Source organism: Micromonospora sp. NRRL B-16802 (genome assembly GCF_001279555.1).
In the GTDB taxonomy this organism is placed as follows: domain Bacteria; phylum Actinomycetota; class Actinomycetes; order Mycobacteriales; family Micromonosporaceae; genus Micromonospora; species Micromonospora profundi.
The window spans coordinates 265,865-285,736 of sequence record NZ_LGEB01000075.1 but is presented as its reverse complement, the minus strand read 5'-3'; the positions used below and the strand labels follow the sequence as shown (position 1 = coordinate 285,736).

The window sequence follows — 19,872 nt, the reverse complement described above, 5'->3', positions numbered from 1 at the left end:
AGCGGTCGCAGCACCCGGCTCGTCCGGCGTGCGCACCCGTGTGGTCGCGCTCACGGCGCAGACCGGCCGCCGCGAGCGCCCCTGCACGTCACCCCACGCCGTCCCACCCGTTTCACATCCGTGGACACCTCAGCGCCCCCGACACCCGAGCCCGGCCCCGGGGACGCGTCCCGGTCCGACCACACCACCGACGCCACCGACACCGACACCGGCGTGCCGCCCCGGGCGAGCCGCCGCCGGCGTACGGTGCTGCTGGCGCTCGGCCTGACCGCTGCGACGTCCGCGACGGCGCTCGTACTCGGGCTGCTGAGCTGGGCGCCCGAGCCGCCCGAGCCGGCCCGACCGCTGACCGTCGCCGAAGCCGAGCGGCTGGCCGCGATGCGGGTCACCAACCTGCGGGACCTCCGCTCCGGGGTTCACGTCACGGCCGGCACCGGCGCCGCCCGTACCGAACTGGTGGGGTGGGTGGACTGGTCCCGGCCGCTGCTCTACCTGGACGTGGGCGGGCCGGGGGCGGGCGCCGAACGAGGTCTGTTGCAGAGCACCGGGTCGCTGCTGGTGGTCCGGCCGGACCCGACGGCGGTGCCCACCCCCGCCGCGCCGCCCCTGGTGCCGCCGCCGGACCGGTGGCGGCTGCACCGGCTGACGCCCGGAACGGCGTTGGCGCCGGTACTCGACCTGCTCCGCGACCTGGCCGCCGACCGCCCGGACCCGGGTGACGGCGACGCCCGCTGGATCGCCCGGGACGTCCTCGCGGCCGGGCCGGTGGACGTCGTGGCGGCACCGCCGCCTCCCGCGACCCCACCCCTCGCCAGCGGCACGGCCACGGCAGGCACGCCGTCCGCCGCCGCCGAGGCCGCGCCGGACGGGTCCACCCGCTACTGGCTCGACCAGGACGCGCGCCTGCACAAGCTGACGACACGACTACCCGGCGTCGGCCCCGTCACGGTGCTCCTCAACCGGGCCGACCGGCCCACGCTGCGTCCGGTGGAGGCGCTCGGTGGCCGGCCCGGTCTGCCCCGCGCCCTGACCGACGCGGAGCAGCGCCGCATGAACCGGCTACCGACCCGACTACGCGCCCTGGGTGGGGCCACGGTGACGGTCAGCGGGCCGGTCGGGACTGACACCAACCTGCGAGGTGCCGGCTGGTTGAACTGGACCACCGGCACCGCATACCTGGCGGTCGCCGACCTGGGCGTACCGGATCGCCGGACCCTGCTGCGCCGGGACGCCGCCGGCCTGTCCCGGATGAACGTGCCGGCCACCGCCGGTGGCGGCGGTACCGCGGAGGCGCCCGGTCGGCCGCCCCTGCCGGCGCCCGCAGGGGCGTGGCGGCACGCCCGGTCAGCCGGGGACGACCTGGACCTGCTCGTCGACGCGGCGGTCGCGGCCGCCGGCCCGGTACGGCAGCGGGCCGCAGCCGTGCGGATCCGTGAGGACGTCGCCGATGGCCGGATCGTGGACGTCGTGGAGCTGCGCACGACCGCCGGGCGGCTGCGCTACTGGGTGGAGCGCGACGGGTCGCTGCGCCGGGTGGAGCTGCTCACCGGCAGCAGCGCGTGGGCACAGCTGGACCTCAACCCCGCGGTGGTGCCCCGCCTCGGCGCGCCACCCCGCCCGGCTACCACCGCGCCACGGCCCGGCGCCCGCTGACCCGGCGCTGGCCGATCGCGCTGGCAGTGCTCAGGGTCGCCAGCCGGTCTGCTCGGCCCACTGCTCGGCCCGCAGGTACTCCTCGTCGAACCAGGGATCGCGCGCCGTCCCGGAGCCGTCGACGTGCGGTGCGGCCTCGACCAGATCCCGCTTGAGCATCAGGTACGCGGCCCGCTGGTCCGGGTCGGCGCGCAGGTGGTCGCGCATCAGCAGCGCATACCGCCAACCCGGGGAGTCGGCGGCCCGCACGTGCAGGCGCACCGGCCGGCCCGGATCGGCGCTGCCGTGCAGCCGCTTCTCCCACCGGCCCGGCCCGGCCGGACGCGGATCGTCCCACCAGTGCCCCGGCACCCGGGGGAACCCGGCGTTCGCCAGCCGGTCGGCAAGTGTCCCGTCGGCGTCGGCGAGCGTGGGCACGGCCACCTGCACGTCGATGACGTCGGCGGCGGCCGAGCCGGACACCGCTGTGGCGCCGATGTGGTCGATCCGGAGGTCGGCCGGGGCGAGCGCGTGGCGGATCCGGGCGGCCAGCCGGGCGTACTGCTCGGGCCAACTCGGGTCGCTCCTCGCCACCTCGCCCTGGCCCGGCGGGGCCACCCGCCGCTCCCGCAGGTTGTGCTCGTAGGGCTGCAACCTCCGCCGCCACAGCGCGTCGACGGCGGCGTGCAGCGCACCGAGGCTCGCGTCGTTTGTCAGCACCACGTCCGCCGCCGCGCGGCGGCGCGCGTCGTCGGCCTGCGCGGCGATCCGCCGCTCGGCCTCCACCCGGTCCATCCCCCGGAGACGCGTCAGCCGGTCCAGTCGGGTCGCCACAGCCGTCTGCACCACGACCACCAGGTGGTACGTCGGCGCGAGCCCCACCTCCACCAGCAGCGGTACGTCGTTGACGACTATCGCGTCCGGTGCCGCCGCGGCCATCAGCTCGGCGGTACGGGCGCGGACCCGGGGATGGGTGATCGCCTCCAGCCGGCGGCGGGCCGCCTCGTCGGCGAACACCACAGCGCCCAGTGCGGCACGGTCGAGCGCGCCGTCAGCGTCCAGCACCCGGTCGGAGAAGGCGGCGACGATCTCGGCGAGCCCTTCGGAGCCCGGCGCGACGACCTCCCGCGCGACGCGGTCGGCGTCGATGAGCACCGCACCCAACTCGACAAGCCGCGCGGCCACCGCGCTCTTGCCCGACCCGATTCCGCCGGTCAACCCCACCCTCAGCACCCGACCAGTCAACCGGATCACGTGCCCCACCACCAAACCACCTCCCGCCTGCCGGGTTCACGGCTAGCGGTGGCACGGGCTCGGCCTTGATCACACTCGATCCAGGATGCAGTGGCATCCGAGCACAACCGAAGCCCCTGGAACCAGGATCGAGCGCGCTCAGGCGGGATGCCGGCGCAGCGGGCGAGGGCCGCGCAGCGGGCACGGCGCGGGGCTGCGCGGCGGACAAGCGCGGGGCTGCGCAGCGGGCACGGCGCGGGGCTGCGCGGCGGACAAGCGCGGGGCTGCGCGGGCGGGCATGGCGAAGGCCCCGCCCCCGGCGATCGGAAAGATCGCGGGGACGGGGCCTTCGTTGTTCAGCGGGTCACTTACCGCCGGCGAGCTTCTCCCGCAGTGCGGCGAGCGCCTCGTCGGTGGCCAGGGTGCCGGCCGGCTCCTCGGCCTGCCGGCTCGGGGCCGGGCTGGACGAGGAGGTGGTGCCGCCACCGCCGGCAGCGGCCGGAACGGCCGGAGTCGGGTTGGCAGCAGCCTCGGCGTCGGCGGCCCGGGAGGTCTGCACCTGCTTGGTGTGGGCCTCCCAGCGCTGACGAGCCTCCGCGTACTGGTTCTCCCAGGTCTCGCGCTGCTTGTCGTACCCCTCGAGCCACTCGCCCGTCTCCGGGTCGAAGCCCTCCGGGTAGATGTAGTTGCCCTCGGTGTCGTACGTCGCGGCCATGCCGTAGAGGGTCGGGTCGAAGTGCTCCTCGCCCTCGACGAAGCCCTCGTTGGCCTGCTTGAGCGACAGCGAGATCCGGCGGCGCTCCAGGTCGATGTCGATGACCTTGACCATGACCTCGGAGCCGACCTGCACGACCTGCTCCGGGATCTCCACGTGGCGCTCGGCCAGCTCGGAGATGTGGACGAGGCCCTCGATGCCGTCGTCCACGCGGACGAACGCACCGAACGGAACCAGCTTGGTGACCTTACCCGGCACGATCTGCTGGATCGCGTGGGTGCGGGCGAACTGCCGCCACGGGTCCTCCTGCGTCGCCTTCAGCGACAGGGAGACGCGCTCGCGGTCCAGGTCGACGTCCAGGACCTCGACCTCGACCTCCTGGCCCACCTCGACGACCTCGGACGGGTGGTCGATGTGCTTCCAGGACAGCTCGGAGACGTGCACCAGACCGTCGACGCCGCCGAGGTCCACGAAGGCGCCGAAGTTGACGATCGAGGACACGACGCCCTTGCGGACCTGGCCCTTCTGCAGCTTGTTGAGGAACTCGGTGCGCACCTCGGACTGCGTCTGCTCCAGCCAGGCACGGCGGGACAGGACCACGTTGTTGCGGTTCTTGTCCAGCTCGATGATCTTGGCTTCGAGCTCGCGCCCGACGTACGGCTGCAGGTCACGCACGCGCCGCATCTCGACCAGGGACGCGGGCAGGAAGCCACGCAGCCCGATGTCGAGGATGAGACCACCCTTGACAACCTCGATGACCGAGCCGCGGACGACACCGTCCTCGTCCTTGATCTTCTCGATCGTGCCCCAGGCCCGCTCGTACTGCGCCCGCTTCTTGGAGAGGATCAGACGACCCTCCTTGTCCTCCTTCTGGAGGACCAGGGCCTCGATGTGGTCGCCAACCGTCACAACTTCGGCGGGGTCCACGTCGTGCTTGATCGACAACTCACGAGAGGGGATGACACCCTCGGTCTTGTAGCCGATGTCGAGCAGGACCTCGTCCCGATCGACCTTGACGACGGTGCCTTCGACAATGTCGCCGTCGTTGAAGTACTTGATGGTCTCGTCGATCGCGGCGAGGAAAGCCTCCTCGGAACCGAGATCGTCGTGGGTGACCCGGGTGGCGCTCGAGGGGGCCTCGATGCTGCTCGTCATGTGGGCGGTTGCTCCGGTCGGTGGGTTGTCACAGCAGGCTGGTGTCGCAGTGACCTGTTCGCGCCAGCGGATCCGTCGCCGGACACACCGAACGATCGTCTAGTGAGATCATGGTGTGGCTCCGTCGACCGCGCACCTGCTCCCTGCCGAGACACACGATCCGCGAGCGCATCGTCTAGCCTACCGTGCGCATTACCACAGCGTGCAAGCCCTCCCGTCTCCTCGCCGTGTGGTTACCTGCGAAAGCCGAACAATCGCCCGGAAACCACCACTGCTGTCTCGTACGTCACAGGAGCCCCACGCGCCGCGCCGCCCAGCCGTCCCGGCGGCTTGATCGACTCGGCTTCCTGGAAACCGGTGTGTCCCGCCGGGGCCCGGATACCGCGATTTCACGGAAGCCGAGTCGATCAAGCAGTCAGCGCGAGGATTCGCGCAGATCATGGACGCGCCGCCGTACCCAATGGGGTGGGTGGGGCCTAGCGTGAGCGCGTGGATGACGACAGCCGGGTTACCCGGCGCCGGGTGGGTGACGCCGAGGCCCGGCGGGCCAACCGCGGCTGGTGGGACACCGACGCCGACGACTACCAGGCCGAGCACGGCGCGTTCCTCGGCGACGTGGACTTCGTCTGGTGCCCCGAAGGGCTGCGCGAGGCCGACGCCCGGCTGCTCGGCGACGTGGTCGGGCGCCGGATTCTGGAGGTGGGCTGCGGAGCGGCGGCCGCCGCCCGCTGGTTGGCCACCCAGGGCGCCCGGCCGGTCGCCTTCGACCTGTCCGCCGGCATGTTGCGGCACGCCGCGCAGGCAGCCGACCGCAGTGGGGTACGCGTGCCGCTGGTGCAGGCCGACGCGCTCGCCCTGCCGTTCGCCGACGAGTCGTTCGACACTGCCTGTACCGCGTTCGGCGCGATCCCGTTCGTGGACGACTCGGCGGCCCTGCTCGCCGAGGTGCACCGGGTGCTGCGCCCGGGCGGCCGGTGGGTGTTCTCGGTGACCCACCCGATGCGGTGGATCTTCCTGGACGACCCGGGCGAGGGCGGGCTGCGGGCCGTGCACTCGTACTTCGACCGCTCCCCCTATGTGGAACAGGACGAATCCGGCGTGGCCACCTACGTCGAACAGCACCGCACGCTCGGCGACCGGATCCGCGAACTGGTCGGCGCCGGGTTCCGACTGCTGGACCTGGTGGAGCCCGAGTGGCCGGAGGGGCACGAGGGGATCTGGGGGCAGTGGAGCCCGCTGCGCGGCAGGCTCTTCCCAGGCACCGCCATCTTCGTCACCGAAAAGCCGGAATGACGGCGTCGCACGCGCGGTCCGACCCCATCTGATCGATGGACGGTAGGCTCGCCCCATGAGCGCCGAGCCCATCCGGACACCACCTGGCCCCTGGTGTCCGGACCCGATGCGGCAGCAGCGCGCCGACTACACGGTCGAGGATCTGCTCGACCTGCCGGATGACGCCCCCCGCGTCGAACTCGTCGATGGAGTCATCCAGGTGACACCTTCCCCCACCCTGGGCCATCAGGACATCTCATTCCTGGTACGTCGGTGGCTACAAGCCCACGCGCCCAGCAACCTCCGGGTCGCCCAGGCCGTCGGCGTCGGGCTCGGTTTCAACACCAGCCGACATCCGGACGTCCTGCTGTACCGCGCCGGCGTGCCGTCTGATCAGTCAATGCTGCGTTCGGAGGACGTCGTCCTCGCCGTGGAGATCGTTTCGCCGGGCACCCGGCGGATCGACCGGTTCGCCAAACCCGGCGAGTACGCCGCCGCCGGCATCCCCTTCTACTGGCGCATCGAGCAGGACCCGCTGCATGTCTACGCGTACCGGATCGGCGACCACGTCGGGCCCGGCGGCGAGCGGCAGTACGAGCTGGCGGCCGACGGCGCCGACGTGATCGAGCTGACCGAGCCGTTCGAGATCAAGCTGCCGATCAACGAGATCACCCCGTAGTCCGCGCAGGTCGTTTCGCCCCGGCGGGGTCGGGTAGCCGAAGGGCATGGCCGAACGGAGCTTCCACGAGGGCGACCGTGTCTCGCTGGTCGGCCCACGGCACCCGCGCGTACGGCGTGGCGCGGGAGATCAGCGAGCTGCGTCATGAGCAGGGCTGACGATCAGGGCCGGGACATCTACCGGGAGTTCACCGAGGCGGTGAACATGAAGCCCGGCGAGCTGTCCAGCTGGCTTGAGACCGACGAGTCGAAGCAGGTCGGCTGGCACAAGGGCGGCCAGTCCGGTGGCGGCGAGTCAGTCGGGCACGACTCGGGGCGGAAGATCGTCAACCTGTTGCGGCGCAAGCGCGCGGACCTGTCCGAGGGCGACTACAAGCACATGCGCAAGGTGGTCGGCTACGTCCGCCGGCACATGGCCCAGCGCCCCTCCGGCGACGTCCGCGACACGAAGTGGCGCTGGTCCCTGATGAACTGGGGCCACGACCCCCTCAAGTAACAACCCGAAGCGTCCCGCCCCACAAAGATCAACCCCAGGAGCACAGTAGCCCAGGAGCACAGCAACGCAGGCTCAGACCACCGGGTGCAGGCTGCCGGCAAGCGACCAGGATGACCCGGTCGGGGTTCCGGGGCAGCCCGACCCGCGCAGGGATCAAGCCTGACCGCCCGGAGCGGGTCGGGCTGCCCCGGAACCCCACCAACCCCAACCACAAACCCTCAGTGATCAGCGCTGTTCCAGTCCCGCCCCTCGCCCACCGACACCTCAAGCGGCACCGACAGCGGGTACGCCTCGCCCATCTCGCGCCGGACCAGCGCCTCCAGTGCCTCGCGCTCGCCGGGGGCGACCTCGAAGACCAGCTCGTCGTGCACCTGCAGCAGCATGCGGGAGCGCAGGCCTGCGTCGTTCAGCGCGGTGTCGACGTGCAGCATCGCCACCTTGATGATGTCGGCCGCGGAGCCCTGGATCGGGGCGTTGAGGGCCATCCGCTCGGCGATGTCGCGGCGCTGCCGGTTGTCGCTGACGAGGTCGGGCAGGTAGCGGCGGCGACCGAGGATTGTCGAGGTGTAGCCGTCCTGGCGGGCGCGGGCGACGACCTGGTGCAGGTAGTCGCGCACTCCGCCGAAGCCGGCGAAGTAGTTTTCCATGAGCCCGCGCGCTTCTTCGGTGCCGATATTGAGCTGCTGGGACAGCCCGAACGCGCTCAGCCCGTACGCCAGGCCGTAGTTCATTGCCTTGATCTTGCGGCGCTGGTCGGGGGTGACCTCGTCGACCGGCACTCCGAAGACCGACGAGGCCGTGGCCGCGTGGAAGTCGGCGCCGGAGTTGAACGCGTCGATGAGCGCGTCGTCCGACGAGAGATGCGCCATGATCCGCATTTCGATCTGGCTGTAGTCGGCGGTGAGCAGGCACTCGTAGCCCTCCCCCACGACGAAGGCGCGACGGATGCGCCGGCCCTCCTCGGTGCGGATGGGGATGTTCTGCAGGTTGGGCTCGGTGGACGAGAGCCGCCCGGTGGCCGCCACCGTCTGGTTGAAGGTGGTGTGGATCCGGCCGTCGTCGGAGACGGACTTCAGCAGGCCGTCCACTGTCGACTTGAGCTTGGCCACGTCCCGGTGGCGCAGCAGGTGGGCCAGCACCGGGTGCGGCTGCTGGGCGTAGAGCCACTGGAGCGCGTCGGCGTCGGTGGTGTAGCCCGTCTTGATCTTCTTGGTCTTGGGCAGGCCCAGCTCGGTGAAGAGGATCTCCTGCAACTGCTTGGGCGAGCCGAGGTTGAACTCCCGGCCCACCGCCTCGTACGCGCCCTGCGCGGCGGCCTTCACCTCTGCCGCGAAGTGCGCCTCCAATTCGGACAGGTAGTGGGTGTCGGCGGCGATGCCGGTGCGTTCCATGCCGGCGAGGACCCGCATCAGAGGCAGCTCCACCCCGGCCATCAGGCGGGCGGACTGCTCGCCGTCGCGGGACAGCTCGGCGTCGATCGCGTCGGCGAGGTCGAGGGTGGCCCGCGCCTGGAGCATGAGGTTCTGCTCGGCCACGCCCTCGTCGCCCAGCCCGTCGAGGGTGAGTTGGCCGGTCTCCGGCACGTCCACCCGCAGCTCACGGTGCAGGTAGCGCAGCGCCAGGTCGGTCAGGTCATAGGAGCGCTGGTCGGGACGGGCCAGGTATGCCGCGATCTGGGTGTCGCGGACGATGCCGGCCAACTCCCAGCCGTGCGCGGAGCAGGCCAGCACTGCCGGCTTGCTGTCGTGCAGCACCTTCGGTCGCTGCGGGTCGGCCAGCCAGGCGGCCAGCGCGCTCTCGTCGGCCGGGTCGAGCTGCGCCGGGTCGACCCAGGCGGCAGCGCCACCGGCGGTGGCCAACGCCAGGCCGGTGATCGAGGCGGTGTGCCGGCGGTTGGGGCCGGTGTCGAGCTTGACGGCCAACCCGACCGAGGTGCCGGCCGGGGTGTGGGTGCCCAGCCAGGCGCTCAGCGCCCCCGGCACCGTGAGCACCTCGCCGGTGAGGTCGAAGCCGGACTCGGCCTCCGGCTCGACGGCCTCGAGGTACTGGTAGAGCCGGTCACGCAGGATGCGGAACTCAAGGGTGTCGAAGACCTGGTGCACCGCCTCGCGGTCCCAACCGGTCCAGCGGGTGTCCTCCGGGCGCAGCGGCAGCTCCAGATCGGACACGAGCCGGTTGATCTCGTAGTTGCGGATCACGTCGGCGAGCCGCTCGCGCAGGCTGTCGCCGGCCTTGCCCTTGATCTCGTCGGCGCGGGCGATCACGCCCTCCACCCCGCCGTACGTGGTGATCCACTTGGCGGCGGTCTTCGGGCCGACACCGGGGATGCCGGGCAGGTTGTCGCTGGTCTCGCCGACAAGTGCGGCCAGATCCCGGTATTGCGCCGGCCCGACGCCGTACTTCGCCTCGATCGCCGCCGGGTCCATCCGGGCCAGGTCGGAGACGCCCTTGCGCGGGTAGAGGACTGTGATCTGGTCGTCGACGAGTTGGAACGCGTCCCGGTCGCCGCTGCTGATCAGCACCGACATGCCCTGGTCGCGGGCCTGGCAGGCGAGCGTGGCGATGACGTCGTCGGCCTCGAAGCCCTCCTTCTCCACCACCGGGATCTGGAGCGCGGCCAGGACCTCCTTGACGAGGCTTACCTGGCCCTTGAAGTCGGTGGGCGTCTCGCTGCGGCCGGCCTTGTACTCCGCGTACTTGTCGGTGCGGAAGGAGCGGCGGGAGACGTCGAAGGCGACGACGATGTGGGTGGGCTGCTCGTCGCGCAGCACGTTGATCAGCATCGACGTGAAGCCGTAGACCGCGTTGGTCGGCTGACCCGTCGTGGTGGAGAAGTTTTCCACGGGCAGGGCGAAGAAGGCCCGGTATGCCATGGAATGTCCGTCGACGAGGAGCAGGCGCGGCGTCGTAGCTGTCACGGCAGCGACTCTAGTCCGTCGCACCGACACCCCCGGGTGGCGGCACCGCGCGACCGCCGCGAAAACGGACAGCCGGCCCGCCAACGCCGACGGCTGACTACCTCGTGTGAGGACAGCCGGCCTTCCAACGCCGGCGGCCGGCTACCCCCGTGTGGGGACAGCCGGCCGCCGGACGGGATGGCTCAGGCCACGCCGAGGTACGCCTCCTTGATCGACGGGTCATGCAGGAGGTCCTGACCGGACCCCTCCTTCACGATCCGGCCGGTCTCCAACACGTAGCCCCGGTGCGCCCGGGAGAGCGCCTGCTGGGCGTTCTGCTCCACCAGCAGGATCGTGGTGCCCTGCTGGTTGATCTCCGTGATGATGTCGAAGATCTGCCGGATCACCAGCGGAGCCAGACCCATCGACGGCTCGTCGAGCAGCAGCAGCTTCGGCCGGCTCATCAGCGCCCGACCGACAGCGAGCATCTGCTGCTCGCCGCCGGACAGGGTGCCGCCAGCCTGCTTGCGCCGCTCGCGCAGCCGCGGGAAGAGGGTCATCACCCGGTCCAGGTCGGCGGCGATGCCGGCGGAGTCCCGCCGGGTGTACGCCCCCATGTCCAGGTTCTCCATGACCGTCATACCTGGGAAGATCTGCCGGCCCTCCGGGGACTGGCACAACCCCCGGACGACCCGCAGGTCGGCCCGGAGCTTGCTGATGTCCTCGCCGTTGAAGGTGATCTTTCCGCCGGCCAGCGCCCGCGTCCCGGAGATGGCCCGCATGGTGGTGGTCTTACCGGCGCCGTTCGCGCCGATCAGTGCCACCACCTCACCCTCGTTGACGCTCAGGCTGATGCCGTGCAGCGCCTCGATCCGGCCGTAGGCGACGGAGACGTTCTCGAGATCAAGCAGCGTCATCGGCGGACTCCCCCAGGTACGCGGCGATCACCTTCGGATCGCGGCTGACCTCCGCGGGCGCACCCTCGGCGATCTTGCGGCCGAACTCCAACACCACGATCCGGTCGGTGACCCCCATGACCAGCCGCATGTCGTGCTCGATGAGCAGCACGGTCAGGCCCATGTCGCGGATCTTCCGGATCAGGGTGAGAAGCTCCTCCTTCTCCGCCGGGTTGAAGCCGGCGGCCGGCTCGTCCAGGCAGATCAGCTTCGGCTCGGTGGCCATCGCACGGGCGATCTCCAACCGACGCTGGTAGCCGTACGGGAGGTTGCGTGCCTCGTCGTTGGCCCGGTCGGCGATCCCGACGAAGCGCAGCAGCTCCAGCGCCTTGGCCTCGGCCGCCCGCTCCTCCAGGATGTGCCGGGACAGACCGAACGTCTTGGCGAACGTCCGGCGCGTCTCCTGCCACGTCCGCTGGATGCCCGACTCGGCGGTCACCTGCGGCAACTCGTGCGGCTTAGCCTTCTTCCGGGGGAACCGGAAGAGCGCCCCGGGCACGCTTGTCTTGTGCCGGGAGTCCGTGCCGACCATGACGTTCTCCAACGCCGTCATCTCCGGGAAGAGACGGATGTTCTGGAACGTCCGGGAGATGCCGAGCTGGCTGATCTGGTGCGGCTTGCGGCCGGTCACCTTCTGGCCACGGAACCGGACCGCACCGGAGGTCGGCTTGTAGACCCCCGTCATCACGTTGAAGCTGGTGGTCTTGCCGGCGCCGTTCGGCCCGATGAGACCGAGGATCTCACCCTCGTAGATCTGGAAATTGATCTTGTCGAGGGCGACCACGCCGCCGAAGCGGAGCGTGACGTCGTCAACTTCGAGAAGCACCTGCCGCGGCCCCGGTTGAGTCGGGATCTTCGGCGTCGCAGTGCTGGTGGGCTGGTCAGACATGAGCGGGCGCCTCCTCTGCCTCCGCCGCGCGATCCTTCAACTCGCGGGCTCGCCGCCGGCTGGGGATCAGACCCTGCGGACGCAGGATCATCACCAGCACCATGGCCAGGCCGAAGACCAGCCACCGGTAGTCGGCGAAGTCGCGGAACCGCTCCGGCAGGTACGCCAACAGCACGGCGCCGAGCGAGACGCCGATCATGTTGCCGGAACCGCCGACCACGACCATGGCGACGAAGAGGATGGACAGATTCGCGTTGAACTGTGTCGGGTCGATGAACGCGTTCCGGCTGCCGAAGAGGAAGCCCGACAGGCCACCGAGCGCCGCACCCATGGCGAACGCCCAGAGCTTGAACTTGAACGGGTACACGCCCATCACCGCGGCGGCGTCCTCGTCCTCACGGACCGCCAGCCACGCCCGGCCGACCCGGCTGTGCTCCAACCGGCGGACCAGGACCACCATCAGCAGCACGAACGTGATCGCCAGCCAGTACCAGGGCTTCGCGTCGATCAGACCGAAGACCTTGTTGTCCGCCGAGGGCGGACCCTCCGGACCGGGAATGGCCGAGATACCGACCGGGCCGTTGGTGACCCCAGTGGCGTTGCGGGCCACGATCCGGATGATCTCACCGAAGCCGAGCGTCACGATGGCGAGGTAGTCACCGCGCAGCCGAAGCGTCGGCCAGCCCAGGATCACCCCGGAGATCATCGTCAGCACGATCGCGAGCAGGAGACAGATGCCCCAGGTCACCGCCCAGGTCGGCGGCAGGTCGAACTCCTGCTGGATCCACTTGACCACCGGCGAGTTCACCGAACCGAACAGCGCCACGCTGTACGCGCCGATGGCGAAGAAGCCGATGTAGCCCAGGTCGAGGAGGCCGGCGAGGCCGACCACCACGTTCAGGCCGATCGCGACGAGCACGTAGATGGCGCAGACGAAGAGCACGCCCGCCCAGTTGTTGCCGCCCTCGATCGAGTCGGTACGCAGGTTGTTCAGACCGGGGATCATGAGACCACCGGGCAGCTTGCCCAGGTACGGCAGGTGGTAGAGGAAGACCAGCAGAGCGACGACGCCCACGGCCTTCTGCCACCTCGGCAGTGCCTGCCAGCGGTCGCCGACCGAGTTCAGAATACCGACCCGGCGGCGGTCTGCGGTGCGAAGCTTGTCAATCATGCGCGGGCCCTCCCGAGCGACTCGCCCAACAGACCGGTGGGCCGGAACATCAGCACCACGATCAGCACCACGAAGGCGATGACGTCCTCCCAGTTGGACGCGAAGAGCGTGGCGCCGTAGACCTCGACGATGCCGAGGAAGAGGCCACCCAGCAGCGCGCCGCGCAGGTTACCGATGCCGCCGAGCACCGCTGCGGTGAACGCCTTGAGGCCGAGCACGAAGCCGATGCTGTTCTGCGTGAAGCCGAACCGCATGCTCCACAGCAGAGCGGCGGCGCCGGCCATGATGCCACCGATCACGAAGATCAGCATGATCACGCGCTCCTGGTTGACGCCCATCAGCGCGGCGGTTTCCGGGTTCTGCGCCACCGCCCGCACACCACGGCCGTACCGGGTGCGGTTGATGAACCAGTCCAGCAGCGCCATCATCACCACGGCCGACACGAAGACGATCAGCTGGATGTTCGTGATCGCCGTGTTGCCGATGGTGAACAGGGTTTCCTGCTGAATGATCGTCGGCATACCGATGATCTGCCGGGGCCGGCCGAACACATCCGGCAGCATGCTGCCGAACAGTTTGGGCAGCACCTGCCCGAAGAGCTCCACGAAGACCAGCGACAGACCGATGGCGGTGATCAGGAAGATCAGCGGCGGCGCGTTCTTGCGCCGCAACGGCCGGTACGCGATCCGTTCCAGCGCCAGGGCTGTGCCGCCGGAGGCGGCCGCCGCGACGACCAAACCGAGCACCAGGAGCAGGATCGCCTGGCCGATAGGTGGGTTATTTTCCACCCCGAGCTGGTTCCAGAGGATCAGCACCGCGAAGGTGCCGACCATGAAGACCTCGGAGTGCGCGAAGTTGATAAGGCGCAGGACGCCATAGACGAGGGTGTAGCCGAGGGCGATCAGGGCATAGATGGCGCCCTTGGACAGGCCATCGACCGTGTGCTGGCCGAAATGGCCGATCAGTTCATCGAAATGCACCGGGGGTCTCCTTGAATCGAGTGCGGCCGGGGTGGATAGACCCCGGCCGCACTCCAGCGCCTGGGCGTCAGCTGAGCTTGAGCTCCTGCAGCGCCTCGATGGCCTCGCCCTTGATCTGGTAAGCCCAGATGACGACCTTCGACGGGTCGACGTCACCCTTGTCGTCGAACTTGATGTACTTCGACACACCCTGCTTGTCGTACGACTTCACGTACGCCAGGATGTCGGCCCGGGTCTTCTTGCCGTCCTTGAAGGCGTCCAGGTAGACCTTCGCGCCGTCGAAGCCCTCAGCGCCGTAGGAGCCCGGCGGGATGCCGTACTCCTTCTGGTAGTCGGCGGAGAAGGTGCCGCCGGCCTTGTCGGCCGGGAGGCACGGGCAGGTGATGATGGCGCCCTCGGCGCCGCCGGAGGCACCCTTCGGGAACGCGGTGTCGTACAGACCGTCCGGGCCGACGAACTTGGCCTGGACACCGGCGGCACGCATCTGCTTCACCAGCGGAGCGGCCTCACGGGTGTAACCGCCGTAGAAGACGAAGTCCGCCTGCGACGACTTGATCTTGGAGATGGTGGCGTCGAACTGCGACTGCCGCTCCTGGATCTTGTCCTTGTTGACCACCAGCGGGCCGAGCTGCTTGCCCAGCTCGTCGGTGATACCCGCGCCGTAAGCGCTGGCGTCATCGACCATGAAGACCTTCTGCGCGTTCTGCGACTTCATGTAGCTGGCCACCGCGCCGGCCTGCGTGCCGTCGTTGCCGACGACCCGGAAGAAGGACGTGTTGCCCTTCTGGGTCAGGTCGGTCCGGGTCGCCGACGGGCTGACCATCGCCAGGCCCGCGGCCTGGTAGATCGGCATCGTCGCGTCCGACTCACCGGAGAAGTGACCACCGATGACACCGAGGAACGAGTTGTCCCCGGCGATCTGGTTCGCGAACGGGGTCGCGACAGCCGGGTCACCCTGGGTGTCGAACTCCTGCATGGTGACCTTGCAGTCCGGGTTCGCCTCGTTGAACTGCTTCACGGCGAGCTTCGCGCCGTTGAGCGACGGGATCACCAGGCCCGCGTTGTCACCGGTGAACGCGCCGAAGATAGCAATCTTGCCACCGCAGTCACCGGACGCGGTTCCACCCTCGCTGCCACCGGAATCCTGGCAACCGGCCGCGACCACCAGGGACGCGGCGAGCGCGACAGTTCCCAGCGCCCGTACATAGCTTCGCCTCACGGCTTCCTGACCTCCTCCAGATGCGGACGCGGCTGACCCGCTAGTGACGGCGACAGCAGCTGACCCGCAATTCCACCCACCCCGCAAGGACTCCCCCTGCGTTACGGCTCGTGATGGCGGAGCGTACCGACATCGCGCACCGTCGTGGAAGGCCTGAACGGGGGGTCTGCGAAACCGTTACGAAGACGTGCACCATCGTGCCGATGCCCGTAACAGGCGAATCCGTCGATCGGTCCTTAAGTCTGCGTCCGGAGGGGACCGCGCCACCCCCGTCGGACCCGGCAGAAGCCGCGAAAACACTGCCTGAGCTGGGAAAATTCCCGATCGTCGGCACGACTGCGCCGCGGTGCCGCCCATTCGCCGCCCGTCAGGTGCCCGACCCGCTCGCCCACCACAGACCGGCTCGTGAACCGTCGTCCGCCGCCAACCACCACCGGTCACCCACCGCCACCAGCGCAACGTCCCGATCGGCGCCCGCCGCTACCTCCAGTGGCAGCACGGCCTCCCGCCACGACCCACCCCGGTCCGTCGAGATCCACAGCGAGTGACGGGAACCGTCGGTCACCGCCGCGACCAGGCGATCTCCCGCCGTCACCAGCGACGCCACCGTCGGCACGCCCGTCGACGACCGCCGCCCGAACGATCCCGCGGCCACCCAGCCCGACGGCTCCTGCCGCCACGCGCCGAACGTCGACCCACGCAACCCGACAGCCACCGGCACCCCGCCGACCACTGCCACCCGCTGCAACTCCTCGTACTCCGAGCCGCCCGGCAACACCGTGCGCCGCCACGACCGCCCGTCCGGCGACGACCACACCGCTGGGTCCCTGTCGATCCGACCAGCCGGCAGCAGACCGCCCACCACCAACCAACCCGACGGTACGGCCACCGCGTCGAACGCCCAGGTCACGCCCACGGCGTCACTCGCCAGCTCTGGTGCGCCCTCGATCAGCGCGAACTCCTCCGCGGCCGGCGTCGACACCCACGAGGCCGCGCCCGCCGAGCGGTTGCCGACGATCAGCCAGCCCGACGGACCCGCCGCCAGCCGGGACACGTTCACCGCCGTCGGCCCGCCGTACGTCTCGAACGGCGCCTGCACCTCGACCAGGGCGCCGTCGGCCCGCTGCCGCCAGGTGCTGATCCGCGGATAACCGTGTGCCCCACCGACCTTCGCGCCGATCACCGCCGCCGCACCGTCGCGGCAGGCCACTGAGGACAGCACGTTCTGCCTGCCGTAGAAGGAATCCGCGCGTACCGGCAGCGACGTCCAGGTCGTACCGTCCACGCTGGTCCACGCCGCTGGACGGGTGCCGCCGGCGGCGTCCGCGACGCCACCGGCCAGGAACCACCGACCCGCACAGGCCGCCAGGTCGCGGACCAGCAACCGCCCGGCGGCGCCCGGCGGCGCCGGCAGCGTCAGCGCCTGCCAACCCGGCCGCAGCGCCGGCGCGGCAGCCGTCGTCGGCCCGGCCGACCCGTCGCCCGTCGGTGGCCCGTCACAACCCGCGAGCAGCAGCGCGAAGAGGCCGAACACCGCGACAACCCGTCGGACCGACATCTGTCGATGCTAGCCACCGACCGCCCGGCGGTGTGCCCTCCACGCGGGCCGGGCACTCAGACGGTCGGCTGAGTCGCCTCGCCGCCGGCGGTCTCCGTGAGGATCCGCTCGGCGACATCTTTCATTGTCATCCGGTGGTCCATGGCGGTGCGCTGGATCCACTTGAACGCCTGCGGCTCGGTCATCCCGTAGGTGGTCATCAGCGCGCCCTTGGCGCGCTCCACCGTCTTGCGGATCTCCAGGCGGTCGGTGAGGCTCGCGACCTCGGCCTCCAGGGCCGCGACCTCCGAGTAACGCGACAGCGCGATCTCCACCGCCGGGACCAGGTCGCTCTTCTGGAAGGGCTTCACGAGGTACGCCATCGCGCCCGCCGCCCGCGCCCGCTCCACCAGGTCACGCTGGCTGAACGCGGTCAGGATGATCACCGGGGCGATCCGGGCGCCGGCGATCCGCTCGGCGGCGGCCAACCCGTCCATGATCGGCATCTTGATGTCGAGGATGACGAGGTCGGGCTTCAACTCCTCGGCGAGACGGACGGCGGTCTCGCCGTCGCCGGCCTCCCCCACCACCTCGTAGCCCTCTTCGACAAGCATCTCGGCGAGGTCCAGCCGGATCAGCGCCTCGTCCTCGGCGATCAGTACGCGCCTGCGCTCGGCATCCGTCGGCATCTCAGCCACCAGCCCTACCCCCACCATCGCTTCTGCACGGCTACCACCCATGCTCCCGCAGAAGCGTAGTCGGGTACAGTAAGCGGCACCCGCCGGGATGGTGGAACGGCATACACGGAAGTCTCAAACACTTCTGCCCGAAAGGGCTTGCGGGTTCGAATCCCGCTCCCGGCACCTCGTCGCACACCTGTTCGACCAGGCAGGTGTGCGCACACCGCAGATGCGGCACGCGCCCGCATTCTCCGCGCTCGCGGGCACACCATCCGCTCGACAGCGAACGCCCACACCACGCTTCGGCGAGGGCGCGTCAATCGACTCGCACCAGCGATGTCCGGCACTGGTGCCACGGTGTCGTCGTCGCCCGCTGGATGTCGACAATCCGACCGACCCGTCAGCTACCTGGTCCCTCATTTCGGTGACAGCGCCTCGTGACGACCGACCGGTGCCGGTGCTGCGCCGGCTGCTGCTCCGACGGCGCCTCAGCGACGCCGGTGACGTGGCGATGCGCAGCCCGCGCAGCGGGACGGATGCGCGGGCTGCGGGTCGTCAGGCGATCGTGTCGAGCGCGCGTGCGAGGTCGGCGCGCAGGTCCTCGGGGTCCTCCAGACCGACCGAGAGGCGCAGCAGGCCGCCTGCGGGCTTCGCGTCGCCTTCGACCGGCCGGTGGGTCAGCGAGGCGGGGTGCTGGATGAGGGTGTCGACGCCACCGAGAGACACCGCGTGGGTGATGAGCTCGCAGGCGCCGGCGACGGTGGCCGCGGCGGGTGCGCCGCCGCGTACCTCGAAGGCGAGCAGGCTGCCGGGGCCGGCCATCTGCCGGCCGACGAGCGCCGCCGGGTCGTACACCGAGGGGTGGTGCACCCGGTGTACGGCGGGGTGGTCGGCGAGCCAGCCGGCGAGCTTCTCGGCGCCGGCCTGCTGGGCGCGGACGCGCAGCGGCAGGGTCTGTAGGCCGCGGTGCAGGAGGTAGCCGCCGAGGGGATGCAGGATCGCGCCGGTGACGGCGCGGACCTGGCGCAGTCGGGTGGCCCAGTCGGCGTCGCAGGCCACGACTCCGGCCAGGACGTCGCCGTGGCCACCGATGCTCTTGGTGGCGCTGTGCAGGACGAGGGCTGCGCCGTGGCGGGCGGGTTGTTGCAGGACGGGGGTGGCGACGGTGTTGTCGACGAGTAGCGGCACGTCGCCGGCCGCGGCCGCGAGGGCCGCGATGTCGACCAGGTCGAGGGTCGGGTTGGCGGGTGTCTCGATGACGACGAGTGCGGTGTCCGGGCGGATGGCCGCGGCGACCTGATCCGGGTCGGCCCAGGTGACTGTGGTGCTGAGCAGGCCGGTGGCCAGGACGTGGTCGGTGCCGCCGTAGAGGGGCCGGACGGCGACGATGTTGCGCTTGCCGTCCCGGGTGGCGGCGAGCACTGTCGCGGTGAGAGCGGCCATGCCGCTGGCGAAGGCGACGGCCTGGGCGGTGCCCTCCAGTTCGGCGAGGGCGGTTTCGAAGCGGGCGACGGTGGGGTTCCAGAGCCGCTGGTAGACGGCGCCGCCCTCGGCGGGGAGCGTGCCGCCGGTGGCGAGCTGCTCGTAGGCGTTGCCGCCGTCGTCGACCGAGGGCAGTGGGTTGGTGGTGGAGAAGTCGATAGGCGGTACGTGCACGCCGAGCGCGCGCAGGTCGTCGCGGCCGGCGTGTACGGCTTGGGTGTCCACCGTCATCATGGCGGTAGCGTCGAACATCTGGTGCCATGGCGGCAATAGATCCGCAGATGATTCTATGGATGACTCTAGATTTGTTCGCTGATTCGGGCAAGGATGCTCGGATGCCCCCTGAGCCGAACGATGTGCGGTCGTATCCACCGCTGGACGAGGTGGATCGCGCGATCCTCGCCGAGTTGGCCGCGGACGGCCGAATGCCGAACAACGCCCTCGCCGAGCGGGTGGGGGTGGCGCCGTCGACGTGTCTGACGCGTACGCGGGCGTTGCGCGAGCGCGGGGCGATCCGCGGGTTCCACGCCGAGGTGGACCCGGCGGCACTGGGGCTGCCGTTGCAGGCGCTGGTGTCGGTACGGTTGACCGCGCACGAACGGGCGGCGGTGGACGCGTTCCGGGCCCGTTCCGTGCGGCTGCCCGGAGTGGTGTCGGTGTTCCACGTGGCCGGCGCGGAGGACTACGTGCTGCACGTGCGGGCGGCCTCGGGTGACGCGCTGCGGGACTTCGTGCTGGACCACCTGGCGGTCGACCCGGCGGTGCAGCACACGCAGACGAGTTTGATCTTCGAACAGGTCCGTGGGCTGGGCTGAGCAGCGGGTGAGTTGCCCGACGAACACGGCGAGGCCGGAACAAAACCGGCCGGCGGCGGGTTGGC

General features: G+C 70.4%; 15 protein-coding genes, 1 tRNA gene and 1 pseudogene. 6 read left to right on the top strand and 11 right to left on the bottom strand.

Annotation, left to right across the window (positions count from 1 at the left end; translation table 11 throughout):
* The first annotated feature begins 120 nt into the window (after nucleotides 1-120).
* Nucleotides 121-1,653, top strand: a complete 1,533-nt coding sequence (locus ADK66_RS21965; protein WP_157552752.1) for a hypothetical protein — start codon at nucleotides 121-123, stop codon at nucleotides 1,651-1,653.
* A gap of 30 nt (nucleotides 1,654-1,683) precedes the next feature.
* Here ADK66_RS21965 and coaE read toward each other — a convergent pair whose 3' ends face one another.
* Together coaE and rpsA are read right to left on the bottom strand one after the other, a co-directional pair.
* Entirely contained in the window at nucleotides 1,684-2,865 is a 1,182-nt protein-coding gene (gene coaE, locus ADK66_RS21960) for a dephospho-CoA kinase (protein ID WP_053658247.1), read from the bottom strand.
* A gap of 364 nt (nucleotides 2,866-3,229) precedes the next feature.
* Nucleotides 3,230-4,735 carry a 30S ribosomal protein S1 gene (gene rpsA, locus ADK66_RS21955; RefSeq protein ID WP_053658244.1) on the bottom strand — a complete coding sequence of 502 codons (1,506 nt, stop codon included), beginning with the start codon at nucleotides 4,733-4,735 and terminating at the stop codon, nucleotides 3,230-3,232.
* Nucleotides 4,736-5,224: 489 nt separating this feature from the next.
* On the opposite strand from rpsA, the gene ADK66_RS21950 reads away from it, so the two are divergent.
* From ADK66_RS21950 to ADK66_RS21940, 3 genes and pseudogenes are all read left to right on the top strand, one after another.
* Nucleotides 5,225-6,028, top strand: coding sequence for a class I SAM-dependent methyltransferase (locus ADK66_RS21950; RefSeq protein ID WP_053658242.1), 804 nt, complete (start codon nucleotides 5,225-5,227; stop codon nucleotides 6,026-6,028).
* 55 nt (nucleotides 6,029-6,083) lie between these two features.
* Complete coding sequence (locus ADK66_RS21945; protein ID WP_231640123.1) at nucleotides 6,084-6,686, top strand: Uma2 family endonuclease; 603 nt, start codon at nucleotides 6,084-6,086, stop codon at nucleotides 6,684-6,686.
* 144 nt (nucleotides 6,687-6,830) lie between these two features.
* Nucleotides 6,831-7,178: pseudogene (locus tag ADK66_RS21940) on the top strand (DUF3140 domain-containing protein); the annotation flags it as partial.
* 221 nt (nucleotides 7,179-7,399) lie between these two features.
* Here the strand turns inward: ADK66_RS21940 and polA are convergent.
* The 8 genes from polA to ADK66_RS21900 form a co-directional block, all read right to left on the bottom strand.
* Nucleotides 7,400-10,099, bottom strand: a complete 2,700-nt coding sequence (gene polA, locus ADK66_RS21935; RefSeq protein ID WP_053658237.1) for a DNA polymerase I — start codon at nucleotides 10,097-10,099, stop codon at nucleotides 7,400-7,402.
* Between the two features lie 182 nt (nucleotides 10,100-10,281).
* Nucleotides 10,282-10,995, bottom strand: a complete 714-nt coding sequence (locus tag ADK66_RS21930; RefSeq protein WP_053658236.1) for an ABC transporter ATP-binding protein — start codon at nucleotides 10,993-10,995, stop codon at nucleotides 10,282-10,284.
* Nucleotides 10,982-11,923, bottom strand: a complete 942-nt coding sequence (locus ADK66_RS21925; protein ID WP_053658234.1) for an ABC transporter ATP-binding protein — start codon at nucleotides 11,921-11,923, stop codon at nucleotides 10,982-10,984. Before ADK66_RS21925 ends, ADK66_RS21930 begins: the two co-directional genes overlap by 14 nt.
* Nucleotides 11,916-13,094 carry a branched-chain amino acid ABC transporter permease gene (locus tag ADK66_RS21920; protein WP_053658232.1) on the bottom strand — a complete coding sequence of 393 codons (1,179 nt, stop codon included), beginning with the start codon at nucleotides 13,092-13,094 and terminating at the stop codon, nucleotides 11,916-11,918. The genes ADK66_RS21925 and ADK66_RS21920 overlap by 8 nt, the downstream gene beginning before the upstream one ends.
* Nucleotides 13,091-14,074: a branched-chain amino acid ABC transporter permease gene (locus tag ADK66_RS21915; RefSeq protein WP_053658230.1), complete on the bottom strand. Its 984-nt coding sequence runs from the start codon at nucleotides 14,072-14,074 to the stop codon at nucleotides 13,091-13,093. Before ADK66_RS21915 ends, ADK66_RS21920 begins: the two co-directional genes overlap by 4 nt.
* Nucleotides 14,075-14,141: 67 nt before the next feature.
* On the bottom strand, nucleotides 14,142-15,293 hold the full coding sequence (locus ADK66_RS21910; protein ID WP_053658228.1) for a branched-chain amino acid ABC transporter substrate-binding protein: 1,152 nt from the start codon (nucleotides 15,291-15,293) through the stop codon (nucleotides 14,142-14,144).
* 367 nt (nucleotides 15,294-15,660) lie between these two features.
* Nucleotides 15,661-16,851: a hypothetical protein gene (locus ADK66_RS31545; protein ID WP_053658226.1), complete on the bottom strand. Its 1,191-nt coding sequence runs from the start codon at nucleotides 16,849-16,851 to the stop codon at nucleotides 15,661-15,663.
* A gap of 56 nt (nucleotides 16,852-16,907) precedes the next feature.
* Entirely contained in the window at nucleotides 16,908-17,528 is a 621-nt protein-coding gene (locus ADK66_RS21900) for an ANTAR domain-containing response regulator (RefSeq protein ID WP_053658223.1), read from the bottom strand.
* Nucleotides 17,529-17,610: 82 nt separating this feature from the next.
* On the opposite strand from ADK66_RS21900, the gene ADK66_RS21895 reads away from it, so the two are divergent.
* Nucleotides 17,611-17,693: transfer RNA gene (locus ADK66_RS21895), tRNA-Leu, on the top strand.
* A 372-nt stretch (nucleotides 17,694-18,065) separates the two neighbouring features.
* Here ADK66_RS21895 and ADK66_RS21890 read toward each other — a convergent pair.
* Nucleotides 18,066-19,244 (bottom strand): PLP-dependent aspartate aminotransferase family protein, encoded by a 1,179-nt coding sequence (locus ADK66_RS21890; protein ID WP_053658221.1) that lies wholly within the window; start codon nucleotides 19,242-19,244, stop codon nucleotides 18,066-18,068.
* A gap of 83 nt (nucleotides 19,245-19,327) precedes the next feature.
* Here ADK66_RS21890 and ADK66_RS21885 point away from each other — a divergent pair, with 83 nt between their 5' ends.
* Entirely contained in the window at nucleotides 19,328-19,807 is a 480-nt protein-coding gene (locus tag ADK66_RS21885) for an Lrp/AsnC family transcriptional regulator (RefSeq protein ID WP_053658219.1), read from the top strand.
* The last annotated feature ends 65 nt before the right edge of the window (nucleotides 19,808-19,872 follow it).